Annotated in this window: 14 protein-coding genes; 6 read left to right on the top strand and 8 right to left on the bottom strand. The window is 60.0% G+C overall.

What is annotated here, in order from left to right:
• Window positions 1–57: 57 nt before the first annotated feature.
• From MUM_RS0128875 to MUM_RS0128860, 4 genes are all read right to left on the bottom strand, one after another.
• Complete coding sequence (locus MUM_RS0128875; protein WP_010176501.1) at window positions 58–1,890, bottom strand: ABC transporter ATP-binding protein; 1,833 nt, start codon at window positions 1,888–1,890, stop codon at window positions 58–60.
• 83 nt (window positions 1,891–1,973) lie between these two features.
• Complete coding sequence (locus MUM_RS0128870) at window positions 1,974–2,537, bottom strand: peptidylprolyl isomerase A (RefSeq protein ID WP_003210708.1); 564 nt, start codon at window positions 2,535–2,537, stop codon at window positions 1,974–1,976.
• 3 nt (window positions 2,538–2,540) lie between these two features.
• Window positions 2,541–3,344 (bottom strand): alpha/beta fold hydrolase, encoded by an 804-nt coding sequence (locus tag MUM_RS0128865; protein ID WP_010176500.1) that lies wholly within the window; start codon window positions 3,342–3,344, stop codon window positions 2,541–2,543.
• A 13-nt stretch (window positions 3,345–3,357) separates the two neighbouring features.
• The gene (locus MUM_RS0128860) at window positions 3,358–4,281 is read right to left on the bottom strand and encodes a LysR family transcriptional regulator (protein ID WP_010176499.1); all 924 of its coding nucleotides are present in this window, start codon (window positions 4,279–4,281) and stop codon (window positions 3,358–3,360) included.
• 49 nt (window positions 4,282–4,330) lie between these two features.
• On the opposite strand from MUM_RS0128860, the gene MUM_RS0128855 reads away from it, so the two are divergent.
• The 3 genes from MUM_RS0128855 (at window position 4,331) to MUM_RS0128845 (ending at window position 6,482) form a co-directional block, all read left to right on the top strand.
• Entirely contained in the window at window positions 4,331–4,645 is a 315-nt protein-coding gene (locus MUM_RS0128855) for a hypothetical protein (protein ID WP_029616145.1), read from the top strand.
• 152 nt (window positions 4,646–4,797) lie between these two features.
• Window positions 4,798–5,397, top strand: a complete 600-nt coding sequence (locus MUM_RS0128850) for an FMN-dependent NADH-azoreductase (RefSeq protein ID WP_010176497.1) — start codon at window positions 4,798–4,800, stop codon at window positions 5,395–5,397.
• A gap of 203 nt (window positions 5,398–5,600) precedes the next feature.
• Window positions 5,601–6,482: a carboxylate/amino acid/amine transporter gene (locus tag MUM_RS0128845; RefSeq protein ID WP_010176496.1), complete on the top strand. Its 882-nt coding sequence runs from the start codon at window positions 5,601–5,603 to the stop codon at window positions 6,480–6,482.
• Here MUM_RS0128845 and MUM_RS0128840 read toward each other — a convergent pair.
• Window positions 6,427–7,332 (bottom strand): LysR family transcriptional regulator, encoded by a 906-nt coding sequence (locus MUM_RS0128840; protein ID WP_010176495.1) that lies wholly within the window; start codon window positions 7,330–7,332, stop codon window positions 6,427–6,429. The genes MUM_RS0128845 and MUM_RS0128840 overlap by 56 nt on opposite strands.
• A gap of 153 nt (window positions 7,333–7,485) precedes the next feature.
• On the opposite strand from MUM_RS0128840, the gene MUM_RS0128835 reads away from it, so the two are divergent.
• Window positions 7,486–8,130: a hydrolase gene (locus tag MUM_RS0128835; RefSeq protein ID WP_010176494.1), complete on the top strand. Its 645-nt coding sequence runs from the start codon at window positions 7,486–7,488 to the stop codon at window positions 8,128–8,130.
• A gap of 51 nt (window positions 8,131–8,181) precedes the next feature.
• Here MUM_RS0128835 and MUM_RS0128830 read toward each other — a convergent pair whose 3' ends face one another.
• Entirely contained in the window at window positions 8,182–9,480 is a 1,299-nt protein-coding gene (locus tag MUM_RS0128830; RefSeq protein WP_010176493.1) for a mechanosensitive ion channel family protein, read from the bottom strand.
• A gap of 193 nt (window positions 9,481–9,673) precedes the next feature.
• Here MUM_RS0128830 and MUM_RS0128825 point away from each other — a divergent pair, with 193 nt between their 5' ends.
• Window positions 9,674–11,020, top strand: coding sequence for a DEAD/DEAH box helicase (locus MUM_RS0128825; protein ID WP_010176492.1), 1,347 nt, complete (start codon window positions 9,674–9,676; stop codon window positions 11,018–11,020).
• Window positions 11,021–11,066: 46 nt separating this feature from the next.
• On the opposite strand, the gene MUM_RS0128820 is transcribed toward MUM_RS0128825, so the two are convergent.
• Window positions 11,067–11,342, bottom strand: coding sequence for a hypothetical protein (locus MUM_RS0128820; RefSeq protein ID WP_010176491.1), 276 nt, complete (start codon window positions 11,340–11,342; stop codon window positions 11,067–11,069).
• Window positions 11,343–11,496: 154 nt separating this feature from the next.
• On the opposite strand from MUM_RS0128820, the gene MUM_RS0128815 reads away from it, so the two are divergent.
• Window positions 11,497–11,886: a hypothetical protein gene (locus MUM_RS0128815; protein WP_010176490.1), complete on the top strand. Its 390-nt coding sequence runs from the start codon at window positions 11,497–11,499 to the stop codon at window positions 11,884–11,886.
• A 3-nt stretch (window positions 11,887–11,889) separates the two neighbouring features.
• Here the strand turns inward: MUM_RS0128815 and MUM_RS0128810 are convergent, their stop codons facing one another.
• Window positions 11,890–12,756, bottom strand: coding sequence for a DUF6279 family lipoprotein (locus MUM_RS0128810; RefSeq protein ID WP_010176489.1), 867 nt, complete (start codon window positions 12,754–12,756; stop codon window positions 11,890–11,892).
• Window positions 12,757–12,787 lie beyond the last annotated feature (31 nt).

Genomic DNA, 12,787 nt, shown 5'->3' with positions numbered 1-12,787 from the left:
GAGATGGAGAAAACTGTCAGAATTGTTCGGAATTGAGGGTGCAGTTAACCAACGGAATCAGTCTATTCCGACGAAGCCTCCGGTCTGGTGTTGCCAGAGTCGCGCATACAGGCCGCCGTGTTCGAGCAATTGGGCATGGCTGCCGCTTTCGGCAATCTGGCCTTTTTCCAGCACCACCAGCCTGTCCATTCTGGCAATGGTCGAAAGCCGGTGCGCGATGGCGATCACGGTCTTGCCCTGCATCAGGGTTTCCAGGCTTTCCTGGATCGCCGCTTCCACTTCCGAGTCCAGCGCCGAGGTGGCTTCGTCCATGATCAGGATGGGCGCGTCCTTGAGCAGTACCCGCGCAATAGCGATGCGCTGGCGCTGCCCGCCGGAGAGTTTGACCCCGCGCTCGCCGACGTGCGCGTCCAGGCCGGTGCGGCCCTCGGCGTCCGACAGCAACGGGATGAACTCGTCGGCGCGGGCCTTGTGCACGGCGGCCCAGAGCTCTTCATCAGTGGCGTCCGGTTTGCCGTACAACAGGTTGTCGCGGATCGAACGGTGCAGCAACGAAGTGTCCTGGGTGATCATGCCGATCTGTTCGCGCAGGGTTTCCTGGGCGACTTCGGCGATGTTCTGGCCGTCGATCAGGATGCGTCCGCCTTGCAGGTCGTACAGGCGCAGCAGCAGGTTGACCAGGGTGGACTTACCCGCGCCGGACGGCCCGATCAGGCCGATTTTTTCACCCGGTTTAATGTCCAGGTTCAGGCCGCTGATGATTCCGCTCTTCTTGCCGTAGTGGAAGTCCACCTGATCGAAACGCACCTCGCCATGGGGCACTTCCAGGCGCGGGGCATTTTCCCGATCGGTCACTGCCAGCGGTTGGGCGATGGTTTTCAGGCCGTCCTGCACCATGCCGATGTTTTCGAAAATGCCGTTGACCACCCACATGATCCAGCCGGACATGTTGACGATACGAATCACCAGGCCTGTGGCCAGGGCGATGGCGCCCACCGAAATCAGGGATTGGGTCCACAGCCACAGGGCAAGGCCGGTGGTGGTGACAATCAGCAGGCCGTTCATGGTGGTGATCACGATGTCCATGCTGGTCACGACGCGGCTGGCCAGCTGGGTTTTCTCGGTCTGTTCGACGATCGCTTCCTTGGCGTAGTTCTGCTCGAAATTCGTGTGAGCGAACAGCTTCAAGGTGGTGATGTTGGTGTAGCCGTCGACAATCCGCCCCATCAGTTTGGAGCGGGCCTCGGATGAGATGACCGAGCGGTCCTTGACCCGTGGTACGAAGTAACGCAAGGCCAGGCTGTAGGCGATGATCCAGGTAATCAACGGGATCATCAGGCGCCAGTCGGCTTCGGCGAACAGCACCAGGGCGCTGATGGCGTAGATCGCCACGTGCCAGATCGCGTCCACGGCCGCCACCGCGGAGTCGCGCAGGGAGTTGCCGGTTTGCATGATGCGCTGGGCAATGCGCCCGGCGAAGTCGTTCTGGAAGAAGTTCAGGCTCTGCTTGAGCACATAGCTGTGGTTCTGCCAGCGGATCAGGCTGGTCATGCCCGGGCTGATGGTCTGGTGCACCAGCAGGTCATGCAGGGCGCCGAAGATCGGGCGCAGCAGCAGGGCGACCACGGCCATCCAGATCAGCTCATTGGCGTGAATCTGGAAGAAGTTGGCGGGCGGCGTGCCCTGGGCCAAATCGATGATGCGGCTCAGGTAGCTGAACAGCGCCACTTCGATCAGCGCACCGATCAGGCCCACCACCAGCAAGGCGGCAAAGCACGGCCATACCTGGCGCAGGTAATAGACGTAGAAGGGCAGGACTTTATCGGGAGGGGCCGCGCTGGGAGCGTCGCGGAAGATGTCGATCAGTTGTTCAAAACGACGATAGAGCATTAGGTCTGACGCCCGCGCGGCGGGCTCTCCTGTTCAAATGCGCGCGGTGCCTGGCGGGCACCGCGCGAAACTCCCTGTAGCCTTCAGTCGATGCGCTTGGCCGACTTGATCAGGACAGGATCGATTGGCACGTTCTGCATGCCTTGTTTGGTGGTGGTTTGCGAGTTGACGATGATGTCGACCACATCCATGCCCTTGACCACTTTGGCGAACACCGCGTAACCGGCATCACGGCCCGGGTCGAGGAAGGCATTGTCTGCAACGTTGATGAAGAATTGACTGGTAGCGGAGTTCGGGTCGTTGGTACGCGCCATCGACAGGGTGCCGCGCACGTTATGCAGGCCGTTGCTGGCTTCGTTCTTGATCGGTGCTTCGGTCGGCTTTTGCGACATTTGCTGGGTAAAACCTCCGCCCTGCACCATGAACCCCGGGATCACCCGGTGAAAAATGGTGTTGGTGTAGAAGCCCTTGTCGACATAGGCCAGGAAGTTCTTGGTGCTGATCGGGGCCTTGACCGGGTCCAGTTCGATTTCGATGTCGCCATTGGTGGTGGTGATCAATACGTGAGGTGCCTTGGCAGGCTCGGCCGCCATCAGGTTGGCAGCGAACAGTACGGAACCGGCAAAGAAGGCGATTTTTTTCAGCATGGGTCAGTGATCCTGGGTTGTGGTTTCGACTGTCTTGAGAAAATCGAGCAGGGTGTTATTGAAGTGTTCGGGTTGGTCCAGCGGCGTGGCATGGCGGGAATTCTCGATCACCACCAGTCGCGCATCGGGCAGCAGTTTTACATAGATTTCTTTCTGCGCCACGGGGGTGTAGTCGTGGTCGGCGCTGATGACCAGGGTTGGACAGGCAATTTTCGACAGTTGTTCCTGTACGCCCCAGCCAACAATGGCGTCGAAGCTGGCGAGGTAAGCACGTTTGTCGTTTTTTGCCCAGCGTTCGGTCATCTTGCGCCGCAGTTCGGCCTGTTCGGGCTTGGGAAACAGCAGGCTGCCCAGGGCTTTGCCGATGGTGTTCAGGCTGAGGATGCGCGCCAGGCTCCAGCGCCTGGCCCATTGCCAATAATCGCTGGCTGTGCGGACCTTGACCTGGGGCGCGCTGTTGACGATGCACAGGCTCTTGAGCATCTGTGGCTCGTCCACCGCCAACTGGAAGGCAATCATGCCCCCCATGGACAGGCCCACCACGTGGGCCGGCGGCAGTTGCAGGTGTTCGATCAAGGCCACCAGGTCGGCGGTAAAGCCTGGGATGCTGTAGCGTTCCCGGGGCTTGTCGGAGCGGCCGTGGCCGCGTACGTCGATCACCACCAGCCGGTAGTGTTGCGACAGTACCGGCACTTGCAGTTCCCAATCCACACAGCTGGAGCCCAGGCCGTGGATCAGGATCAGCGGCGCGCCATGGCCATATTCCTCGTAATGCAGGGTGCAACCTTCATGTTCGAAATAGGCCATGGGAACTCCTTGTTCAGGCTTGTTGCGGTGCGGCGAAAGGCGCGTCCAGTGGGGCAGTGTCGAAGGTGCGCAGCAACTCGACGAGAATCTGCGTGGCCGGTCCGAGGGGTTTGTCCTTGTTCGAGTAAAGATAGAAGGTCGGGTTGCGGCTGCCACCCCGTTCCAGAGGCAGCAGCTTGAGCAGGCCTTCCTTGAGTTCGCGTTCGATCAGGTGCCGGGGCAACCAGGCAAAGCCCAGGCCGCTGCTGACGAAGGTGGCGGCGGTGGGCAGGCTGCCGACGGTCCAGCGCTGTTCGGCACCGAGCCAGCCGACGTCCCGTGGCTGCTGGCGGCCGGAGTCGCGGATCACCACCTGCATATGGCTTTCCAGGTCCTGGAAGCTCAGTTCACGGTGCAGGCGATGCAGCGGATGATCGGGATGGGCCACGGCGACAAATTCGACGTCGCTCATTTCGGTGCCCAGGTAACCCGGAATGATAAAGCTGCTGATGGCAAGGTCGGCCATGCCATCGATCAGCAGCTCTTCGACACCGGACAGCACCTCTTCACGCAGGCGCACCCGGCAACCACGGCTTTGCGGCATGAAGGCGGTGAGGGCGCGCACCAGGCGGGCGTTGGGGTAAGCGGCATCGACCACCAGCCGTACCTCGGCTTCCCAGCCCTGTTCCATATGGTGGGCCAGGTCTTCCAGTTGGCTGGCGTTTTTCACCAGTTGCCGGGAGCGGCGCAGCAGCACTTCGCCTGCTTCGGTGAGCACCGCCTTGCGCCCGTCGATGCGCAGCAGCGGTACGCCGAGCTGATCCTGCATGCGGGCCACGGTGTAGCTCACCGAGGACTGCGAACGGTGCAATGCTTCGGCGGCCTGGGCGAAGCCGCCATGGTCGACCACGGCTTGCAAGGTACGCCATTGATCGAGGGTAACGCGGGGCGCTTTCAAGATGAGCTCCTCTTGTCCTAAGCTGGCGGTCCTAATTGGAGACTGCCGAATGAGAAAATTCTGTTGTGTGCTGCTGGCGCTGCTGCCGTTGAGTGCGTTTGCATTCAGCACCGATGTGACGAAAGACATTCAGGGCGTGAAGATCGATTACAGCGCGTCGGACGTCGACAGCAATATCAGTTCGATCCAACTCACCAACTACGGCGCCAATGATGCGGAGTGCAAGGTCCGCTTTACCAACGGCCCGGAAGCCCCGCGTACTCGCAAGGTCACGGTCGCAGCGGGGAAAACCACCAACACCACGGTCAATTTCAGCCGGGCCATTATCAAGATGCGTATCCAGCTGACCTGCGCACCGAAATAAGGCAAAAGCGGAGCTTTGCGTACCGCAATACTCCGCTTATAAACAAATTTATAGATGGGTTATAGCAGTTTTTTACGCTTTTTAATCGAACGAGCCCTGATTAACCTTCACTCCATCGCCTTACAGCATTTACAGATGGAGCTAACATAATCATGGCCCGTGTTCTGATCATCGAAAGCAGCGCCCGTCAGCAGGACTCAATCTCCCGCCACCTGACCCAGCAATTCATCAGCCAATGGAAGGTCGCACACCCGGCTGACCAGATCACCGTGCGTGACCTGGCCGTCAACCCGGTGCCTCACCTGGACGCCAACCTGCTGGGCGGCTGGATGAAACCTGCCGAGCAGCGCACCGCCATCGAACAGGCTTCCCTGGACCGTTCCAACGAATTGACCGACGAACTGATGGCCGCCGATGTACTGGTCATGGCCGCGCCGATGTACAACTTCGCGATTCCCAGCACGCTTAAAGCCTGGCTCGACCATGTGCTGCGTGCCGGTGTGACCTTCAAGTACACCGCCACCGGTCCACAGGGCCTGCTGACGGACAAGCGCGCCTTTGTGCTGACTGCCCGCGGTGGGATTCACGCCGGTGGCAGCACCGACCACCAGGAACCGTACCTGCGTCAGGTCATGGGCTTTATTGGCATTCACGACGTCACGTTCATCCATGCCGAAGGGGTGAACCTGGGCGGTGATTTCCAGGAAAAGGGCTTGAACCAGGCCAAGGCGTTGCTGGCCCAAGTGGAGTGAGATGTTAATCGTCAGATAATCGCCCGCTGTTTAGATGGCTCCACGCAACCCTTCAAGTACGCGTATCGAACCTCCCTTTGCACTTTTTGCTCCTGAGTGCTCCCGCCCGACTGACGCTTTTAGCGAGGTCGGGTTTTTTTTGCCTTGAGTTTCGTAAAGGGCCGAAAACCGCTAATGTCGCGCCCATTCAAAATGAGGCGAGCATGGGCTATCTACTTGTTGTGACGCTGATCCAGGCGTTTTCCTTCAGCTTGATCGGCGAATACCTGGCCGGTCACGTCGACAGTTATTTCGCGGTGCTGGTGCGTGTGCTGCTGGCCGGGCTGGTGTTTATTCCGCTGACCCGCTGGCGCTCGGTGGAACCGGCGTTCATGCGCGGCATGCTGGTGATCGGCGCGTTGCAGTTTGGCGTGACCTACGTGTGCCTGTACCTGAGCTTCCGCGTGCTGACGGTGCCGGAGGTGCTGCTGTTCACCATCCTGACGCCGTTGCACGTGACCTTGATCGAAGACGCCTTGAACCGCCGATTCAATCCGTGGGCGCTAGTGGCTGCGTTGGTGGCGGTGACAGGAGCGGCGGTGATTCGCTTTGACCAGATCACCCCGAACTTCTTCATGGGCTTCCTGCTGCTGCAACTGGCCAACTTCACCTACGCCGCGGGGCAGGTGCTTTATAAGCATCTGGTGGCCCGCCATCCGAGCGATCTGCCGCATTACCGGCGGTTCGGGTACTTCTACCTCGGTGCCTTGGCGGTGGCGTTGCCCGCGTTCCTGATGTTCGGCAAGGCCAACTTCCTGCCGGAAGCGCCGTTGCAATGGGGTGTGCTGGTATTCCTGGGGCTGGTCAGCACGGCACTGGGTATGTACTGGTGGAACAAGGGCGCGTGCCTGGTCAACGGCGGCACGCTGGCGGTGATGAACAACCTGCATGTGCCGGTAGGGTTATTGCTCAACCTGCTGATCTGGAATCAGCACGAGCCGTTGGGCAGGTTGCTGCTGGGTGGGTTGGTGATTCTGGCGGCGGTGTGGATCAGTCGGCTGGGCCTGCGGTCTTCGGCGCCAATTGCGTCACCAAAAAATCAATGAACGCCCGGGTTTTTTGCGGCACGCGTCGTGCTGACGAATAAACCGCATTGATGGTGATTGCCGGTGCCTGCCAGTCGCACAGCACCGGCACCAGGCGCCCGGTGTTCAGGGCGTCTTCGACGATAAAGTCCGGTAACAGGGCGATGCCCATTCCGGCTTCTGCCGCCTGGGCCAGCAGGTCGCCATTGTTGGCGTGCAACGGGCCGGTGACATTCACCCGCTGGGTTTCCTGGCCCTTGCTCAGTTGCAGGCTGACGCCGCTCTGCAGATACCCATAGTTGAGGCATTGGTGCTGGCGCAGGTCTTGCGGGGTTTGCGGTGTGCCCGCGCGTGCCAGGTAGGCCGGCGCGGCCACCATGATCCGTGGCGCAGGCGCCAGCTGGCGGGCGATCATCGTCGAGTCGGGCATGCTGGCGATGCGTAGGGTCACGTCAAAACCGCCGCGCACCGGGTCAACCTGCTGGTCGCTGAGCACCAGTTGCAACTCGATATGGGGATGCTGTTCATGGAACAGCGGAATCAACCGGCCCAGGCGATGCAGCCCGAACGACATCGGCGCATTGACCCGCAACACGCCGCGTAACTCACCGATGCCGTCCCGGGCCCGCTGCTCTGCCTCGTCCAGGGCGGCCAATACTTCCCGTGCCGCGTCGAAATACTCGGCCCCGGCCTCCGTCAAATGCAGGCTGCGAGTGGTGCGCTGAAGCAATTGCACGCCAATGGCCTCTTCCAGTGCCTGAATCTGCTTGCTGACTTTTGAGCGCGGTACGTCCATGGCTCGCGCGGCGGCCGCAAAGCCGTTCTCGCCGACCGTGACGACAAACGCCCGCATGCATTCAATACGATCCATGATTGTCCCTTTTTTGGAATCAATGATTCTCGATTTTAGGTAATTGTCTCGATTTTATCCAGCCCGTAAAGTTACTTCCAAGCCGCCAGCAAAGCTTCTCAGCGGCGCTGAACCCACCCCTTACCGAATCGAAAACATTAAAAGGAAGTCACCATGTCTATTCGCGAATTGCTCAACCCAACCAACTCCACCCTGATCCTGATCGACCACCAGCCGCAAATGGCATTTGGTGTGCAGTCGATCGATCGCCAGACTCTGAAGAACAACACCGTGGCACTGGCCAAGGCGGCCAGGATCTTCAACGTGCCGACCATCCTGACCTCGGTTGAGACCAAGAGCTTCAGCGGCTATATCTGGCCGGAACTGCTGAACGTATTCCCGGACCAGCAGCCGATCGAGCGCACCTCGATGAATTCCTGGGAAGACAAGGCTCTGGTGGCAGCGGTGAAAGCCACTGGCCGCAAGAAGCTCATCATGGCGGCCCTGTGGACCGAGGTTTGCCTGAACTTCCCGGCCCTGGAAGCCCTGGCTGAAGGGTATGAGGTGTACATCGTCACCGACGCGTCGGGCGGCACCAGCAAAGAAGCGCACGACATGTCAGTGCAGCGAATGATCCAGGCCGGCGCGGTACCGGTCACCTGGCAGCAAGTGCTGCTGGAGTACCAGCGTGACTGGGCTCACAAGGAAACCTACGACGCGGTGATGGGCCTGGTGCTGGAACACAGCGGCGCTTACGGCATGGGCGTGGATTACGCCTATACCATGGTGCACGGTGCTCCGCAGCGCCAGCTCAAGTAAGGCCGACCTCAACAAAAAACGGCACAACTCAGGTTGTGCCGTTTTTTGTTGTTACATCACTGCCTTTTCTGCCGGAGGCAAATGGCTCGCCCCCAACACCGCCGGCAACATTCCCGCCCGCAAGTCTCCACCACTCGGCTGCTGGTACAGGCTCAAGCCAAATTCCGGCAGCACCGCCAGCAGGTAATCGAAGATATCGCCCTGGATGCGCTCGTAGTCGGCCCACGCAGTGGTGCGGGTGAAGCAGTAGATCTCCAGCGGAATGCCCTGGGCCGTGGTCTGCATCTGCCGCACCATGCAGGTCATGTTCGGCTGGATCTCCGGATGGCTTTTCAGATAGGCCAGCGCATATGCGCGGAAGGTGCCGATATTGGTCATGCGCCGCCGGTTGGCGGACATCGCGGCGACATTGCCCTGGGCTTCGTTCCATGCCTTGAGCTCGGCCTTCTTGCGGCTCATGTAGTCGGTCAGCAGGTGCACCTGGGAGAGTTTCAGCTCTTCGTCGTCGCGGATGAAACGTACGCCGCTGGCGTCGATGTACAGGCTGCGCTTGATCCGCCGGCCACCGGAGGCCTGCATGCCGCGCCAGTTCTTGAACGACTCGGACATCAGGCGCCAGGTGGGAATCGAGACGATGGTCTTGTCGAAATTCTGCACCTTCACGGTGTGCAGGGTGATGTCCACCACGTCACCGTCGGCGCCCACCTGGGGCATTTCGATCCAGTCGCCGACCCGCAGCATGTCGTTGCTGGTCAACTGCACGCTGGCGACGAACGACAGCAAGGTGTCCTTGTAGACCAACAGGATCACCGCCGACATCGCACCCAGACCGGAAAGCAGCAGCAGCGGCGAGCGGTCGATCAGCGTGGCGACGATGATGATTGCGCCAAACACGAACAACACCATTTTCGCCAACTGCACGTAACCCTTGATCGAGCGGGTGCGGGCGTGTTCGGTGCGGGCGTAGATATCCAGCAAGGCGTTGAGCAGCGCGCTTATCGCCAGCACCATGAACAGGATGGTTAATGCCAGGGCGACGTTGCCGATGAACAGCGTGGCGGTCTTGCTCAGGTCCGGCACCAGGTACAGGCCGAACTGGATCACCAGCGAGGGCGTCATCTGCGCCAGGCGGTGGAAGACTTTGTTGTGCCGCAGGTCGTTGAGCCAGTGCAGCGCGGGTTGCCGGCCCAGCAGCTTGACGGCGTGCAGGATGAGGTACCGAGCCACTCGTCCGAGCAGCAGGGCGACCACCAGCAGCACCATCAGCGCCAGGCTGGAATGCAGCAACGGGTGCTCGTCGAGGGTGCCCCAGAGGTCTTGGACGTTGAGCCAGAGCTGTTTGATATCCATGGGTAAACGCGATTCTTCTGTAAGACGTGACGGGGCGATTAGAGCATTTAAGTGCGTCAAAGTTGTCCTTGTAGACAAATCCCCTGACAAAAAAGCGCCTGATTAACGCAGTTCGCGTAAAGAAACTCGGCCTTGGCGCCCGAAACCGTTACCCTATGCAGCTGTTTTTTTGTATTTCTTCGAGGTAGCACCCGTGTTTTCCCAATTCGCCCTGCACGAACGCCTGCTCAAAGCCGTGGCCGAGCTTAAATTTGTCGAGCCAACGCCTGTGCAAGCAGCGGCCATCCCGCTCGCGCTCGAAGGGCGTGACCTGCGGGTGACGGCTCAAACCGGGAGTGGCAAAACCGCCGCTTTCGTCCTGCCGATTCTCAACCGTCTGATCGGCCCGGCGAAAGTCCGTGTCAGCATCAAGACCCTGATCCTGCTGCCCACCCGCGAGCTGGCCCAGCAGACCTTGAAGGAAGTGGAGCGCTTCTCGCAGTTCACCTTCATCAAGTCCGGCCTGATCACCGGCGGCGAAGACTTCAAGGTCCAGGCCGCCATGCTGCGCAAGGTGCCGGACATCCTGATCGGTACCCCGGGCCGGATGATCGAGCAACTGAACGCCGGCAACCTGGACCTCAAGGAAGTTGAAGTGCTGGTGCTCGACGAAGCCGACCGCATGCTCGACATGGGTTTTGCCGACGACGTGCAGCGCCTTGTGCAAGAATGTGTAAACCGTCAGCAGACCATGCTGTTCTCGGCCACCACCGGCGGTTCGACCCTGCGCGACATGGTCGCCAAGGTCCTGAACAACCCCGAGCACCTGCAGGTCAACAACGTCAGCGACCTGAACTCGACCACCCGTCAGCAGATCATCACCGCTGACCACAACGTGCACAAAGAGCAGATCCTCAACTGGTTGCTGGCTAACGAGACCTATCAGAAGGCCATCGTGTTCACCAACACCCGCGCCATGGCCGATCGCATCTACGGTCGCCTGGTGGCTCAGGAGTACAAGGCGTTCGTCCTGCACGGTGAGAAAGACCAGAAGGACCGCAAGCTGGCCATTGACCGCCTCAAGCAAGGCGGCGTGAAGATCCTGGTCGCCACCGACGTTGCTGCCCGCGGCCTGGACGTGGATAGCCTGGACATGGTGATCAACTTCGACATGCCTCGCAGCGGCGACGAATACGTGCACCGTATCGGTCGTACCGGGCGTGCCGGCAACGATGGCCTGGCGATCTCGCTCATCTGCCACGGCGACTGGAACCTGATGTCGAGCATCGAGCGCTACTTGAAGCAGTCGTTCGAGCGCCGCACCATCAAGGAAGTCAAAGGCACCTACGGCGGGCCGAAGAAGGTCAAGGCTTCGGGTAAAGCTGTTGGCGTGAAGAAGAAAAAGGTCGACGCCAAGGGCGAGAAGAAGAAAGCCGGCGCCAAGTCGCCGACCAAGCGCAAGATTGCCAACCGTCCAAAGACCGACAACCTGTCGTTGGTCAGCAAGGATGGCATGGCCCCGCTCAAGCGCCGCAAGCCGGAAGCGCCTGCTGCCGAGTAAGGTTTGCGCCACAAAAAAACCGGACAGTGTCCGGTTTTTTTTCGCCTCAGTTTTTGGCTTTGGCGGCCGCTTCGTCCATTTCCTTGAGGCGCTGGTCGATCAGTTGGCACTTGTCGGGCAGGTCTGCGCTGGCGGTTTCCAGCTTCATGTTCTGCAATTCCTCGTTGATCTCCTTGGCCTTCTCCGGGTTCTGTTGGGTGAGCTTGGTCACCTCCTTGGCCAGTTGCTCACGTTTGGCGGTGGCTTCTTCAAGCGTGCAGGCCCAGGCGGGCAGGGCGGCGAGCAGCGTGGCAGCGACGGCTATATTCAGCAGGGTTTTCATGGTTCGGACCTCCTTGGCGATGATGTTCGGTTGAGGGCTCCGAACGCTTAAAAGTTCAGCGAAATCGCGCCTGTCCGCTAGGCTGAACGGCAACGGGTCCGGCATGTCACACCTTGGAAGGGCCTATATTCGTGTGCCTTCAGGAGGAATCAGGATGACGACTTACGATTGGGATTTGATCGAACGACTGCTGCATGAGGTGCAGAACGGTGGAGCCAGCTTCGCCCCGCGCAAATATGCCGAGGAAGAAGCCGCCAAAAGGGCTGCCGCTGGTGAGCCCATCGGTAATCTCGATGAGTTTAAAAAGACCGCAGCGGATTACGAGGGATTGTTGTTCACGCGCGGCTTTATTGAGTCGCGGTCAGAGGAAGAGTGCGGCAATGGTGAAAATTTCAAATTGACCCTGCGCGGCTCACAGCTGCTGAGCCTGATCGACAGCTGCATCCCTGGCAATAATCACCCGCGTGAGGTGCTGGACGAGCAGGCGGATGCGCTGGATCCGGCGACGTTCGATGAAGTGGCTTCGAAAGCACAGATTGCCTGATGATTATGGGGTGCCAGCCTTCAGGCATTTAAGGGCCTTGAAGTCGCTGCGCACCTTGTCGATCTTCTGCGTCAGCTTCTGGCGCTGCTGCACGGTGCTTTCCGCCATCAGGTCGACGATCAGGCTGCGGGCGGCGGTTTCGGTCTGGGCGTAGGCCTGGCGATACTCCGGCGTCCACAGGCTTTCGCGGTCCACCAGTAGTTGCTCGATCTTGTTCGGGAAGTCGCTGCTGTGGCGGTCCTTGACCGCTGCGATAAACAGCGCCTGCCAGTGGGCACGGTTACCAATCCATTGCCGGTTCTGCTCGCCGAGGGCGATCGACCAGGCGGTGACGCGATTCTGCTGGCTGGCGCTTAACGGCCCCAGCCATGCATCCAGTCGCTTGTTCATGCGCTCGGCGCGTTCCTTGATCTGCTGTTCGAGGGACGGTTTCAGGTACTCGTCCTGACGCTTGCGCAGGTCTTTGGCGAATGCTTGCTCCATGTCTTGTACTTGCTGGTCATCGAGCCCCTGCAATAATTCGACGGCGGACGGCGTGATCGTACGGGCGCTCTCGGCAATCGCTTGCTTGGCCTCGGCCGTACGGGTTTGCAGGGCGGCGTCAGTCACCTGGTTGTTGTCGACCATCTGTTGCAGGCGGTCGAGCCAATCCAGGTAGCCCGGCAGTTGCGTGGTGCAATGCCAGGCCAAGTGTTCCTTGAGTTTGTCGTTGAACCAGCTCTTTTGCCCGGCGTTCATGTCCAGGTAGTCGCTGAGGGTCCAGGGGATGATCACATCCAGGTTGCGATAGGCCAGGCCCACCCGGTTGCAGCCGGCAAGCACCAGGCTGAGGGTCAGCAACATCACCAGAAGTTTTAAGCGACGCAGCATGAGCGAGTCCTTGCGCAGACGAGGTTATTGC

It is taken from the genome of Pseudomonas sp. PAMC 25886 (assembly GCF_000242655.1).
In the GTDB taxonomy this organism is placed as follows: domain Bacteria; phylum Pseudomonadota; class Gammaproteobacteria; order Pseudomonadales; family Pseudomonadaceae; genus Aquipseudomonas.
The sequence above is the reverse complement of the archived record's forward strand: the minus strand, read 5'-3'. Positions and strand labels throughout refer to the sequence as shown.

Excerpts from the sequence above, each read along its gene's own strand:
- MUM_RS0128875 (WP_010176501.1), bottom strand. The coding sequence starts at position 1,890 with ATGCTCTATCGTCGTTTTGAACAACTGATCGACATCTTCCGCGACGCT.
- MUM_RS0128870 (WP_003210708.1), bottom strand. The coding sequence starts at position 2,537 with ATGCTGAAAAAAATCGCCTTCTTTGCCGGTTCCGTACTGTTCGCTGCC.
- MUM_RS0128865 (WP_010176500.1), bottom strand. The coding sequence starts at position 3,344 with ATGGCCTATTTCGAACATGAAGGTTGCACCCTGCATTACGAGGAATAT.
- MUM_RS0128855 (WP_029616145.1), top strand. The coding sequence starts at position 4,331 with ATGAGAAAATTCTGTTGTGTGCTGCTGGCGCTGCTGCCGTTGAGTGCG.
- MUM_RS0128850 (WP_010176497.1), top strand. The coding sequence starts at position 4,798 with ATGGCCCGTGTTCTGATCATCGAAAGCAGCGCCCGTCAGCAGGACTCA.
- MUM_RS0128845 (WP_010176496.1), top strand. The coding sequence starts at position 5,601 with ATGGGCTATCTACTTGTTGTGACGCTGATCCAGGCGTTTTCCTTCAGC.
- MUM_RS0128840 (WP_010176495.1), bottom strand. The coding sequence starts at position 7,332 with ATGGATCGTATTGAATGCATGCGGGCGTTTGTCGTCACGGTCGGCGAG.
- MUM_RS0128835 (WP_010176494.1), top strand. The coding sequence starts at position 7,486 with ATGTCTATTCGCGAATTGCTCAACCCAACCAACTCCACCCTGATCCTG.
- MUM_RS0128830 (WP_010176493.1), bottom strand. The coding sequence starts at position 9,480 with ATGGATATCAAACAGCTCTGGCTCAACGTCCAAGACCTCTGGGGCACC.
- MUM_RS0128820 (WP_010176491.1), bottom strand. The coding sequence starts at position 11,342 with ATGAAAACCCTGCTGAATATAGCCGTCGCTGCCACGCTGCTCGCCGCC.
- MUM_RS0128815 (WP_010176490.1), top strand. The coding sequence starts at position 11,497 with ATGACGACTTACGATTGGGATTTGATCGAACGACTGCTGCATGAGGTG.
- MUM_RS0128810 (WP_010176489.1), bottom strand. The coding sequence starts at position 12,756 with ATGCTGCGTCGCTTAAAACTTCTGGTGATGTTGCTGACCCTCAGCCTG.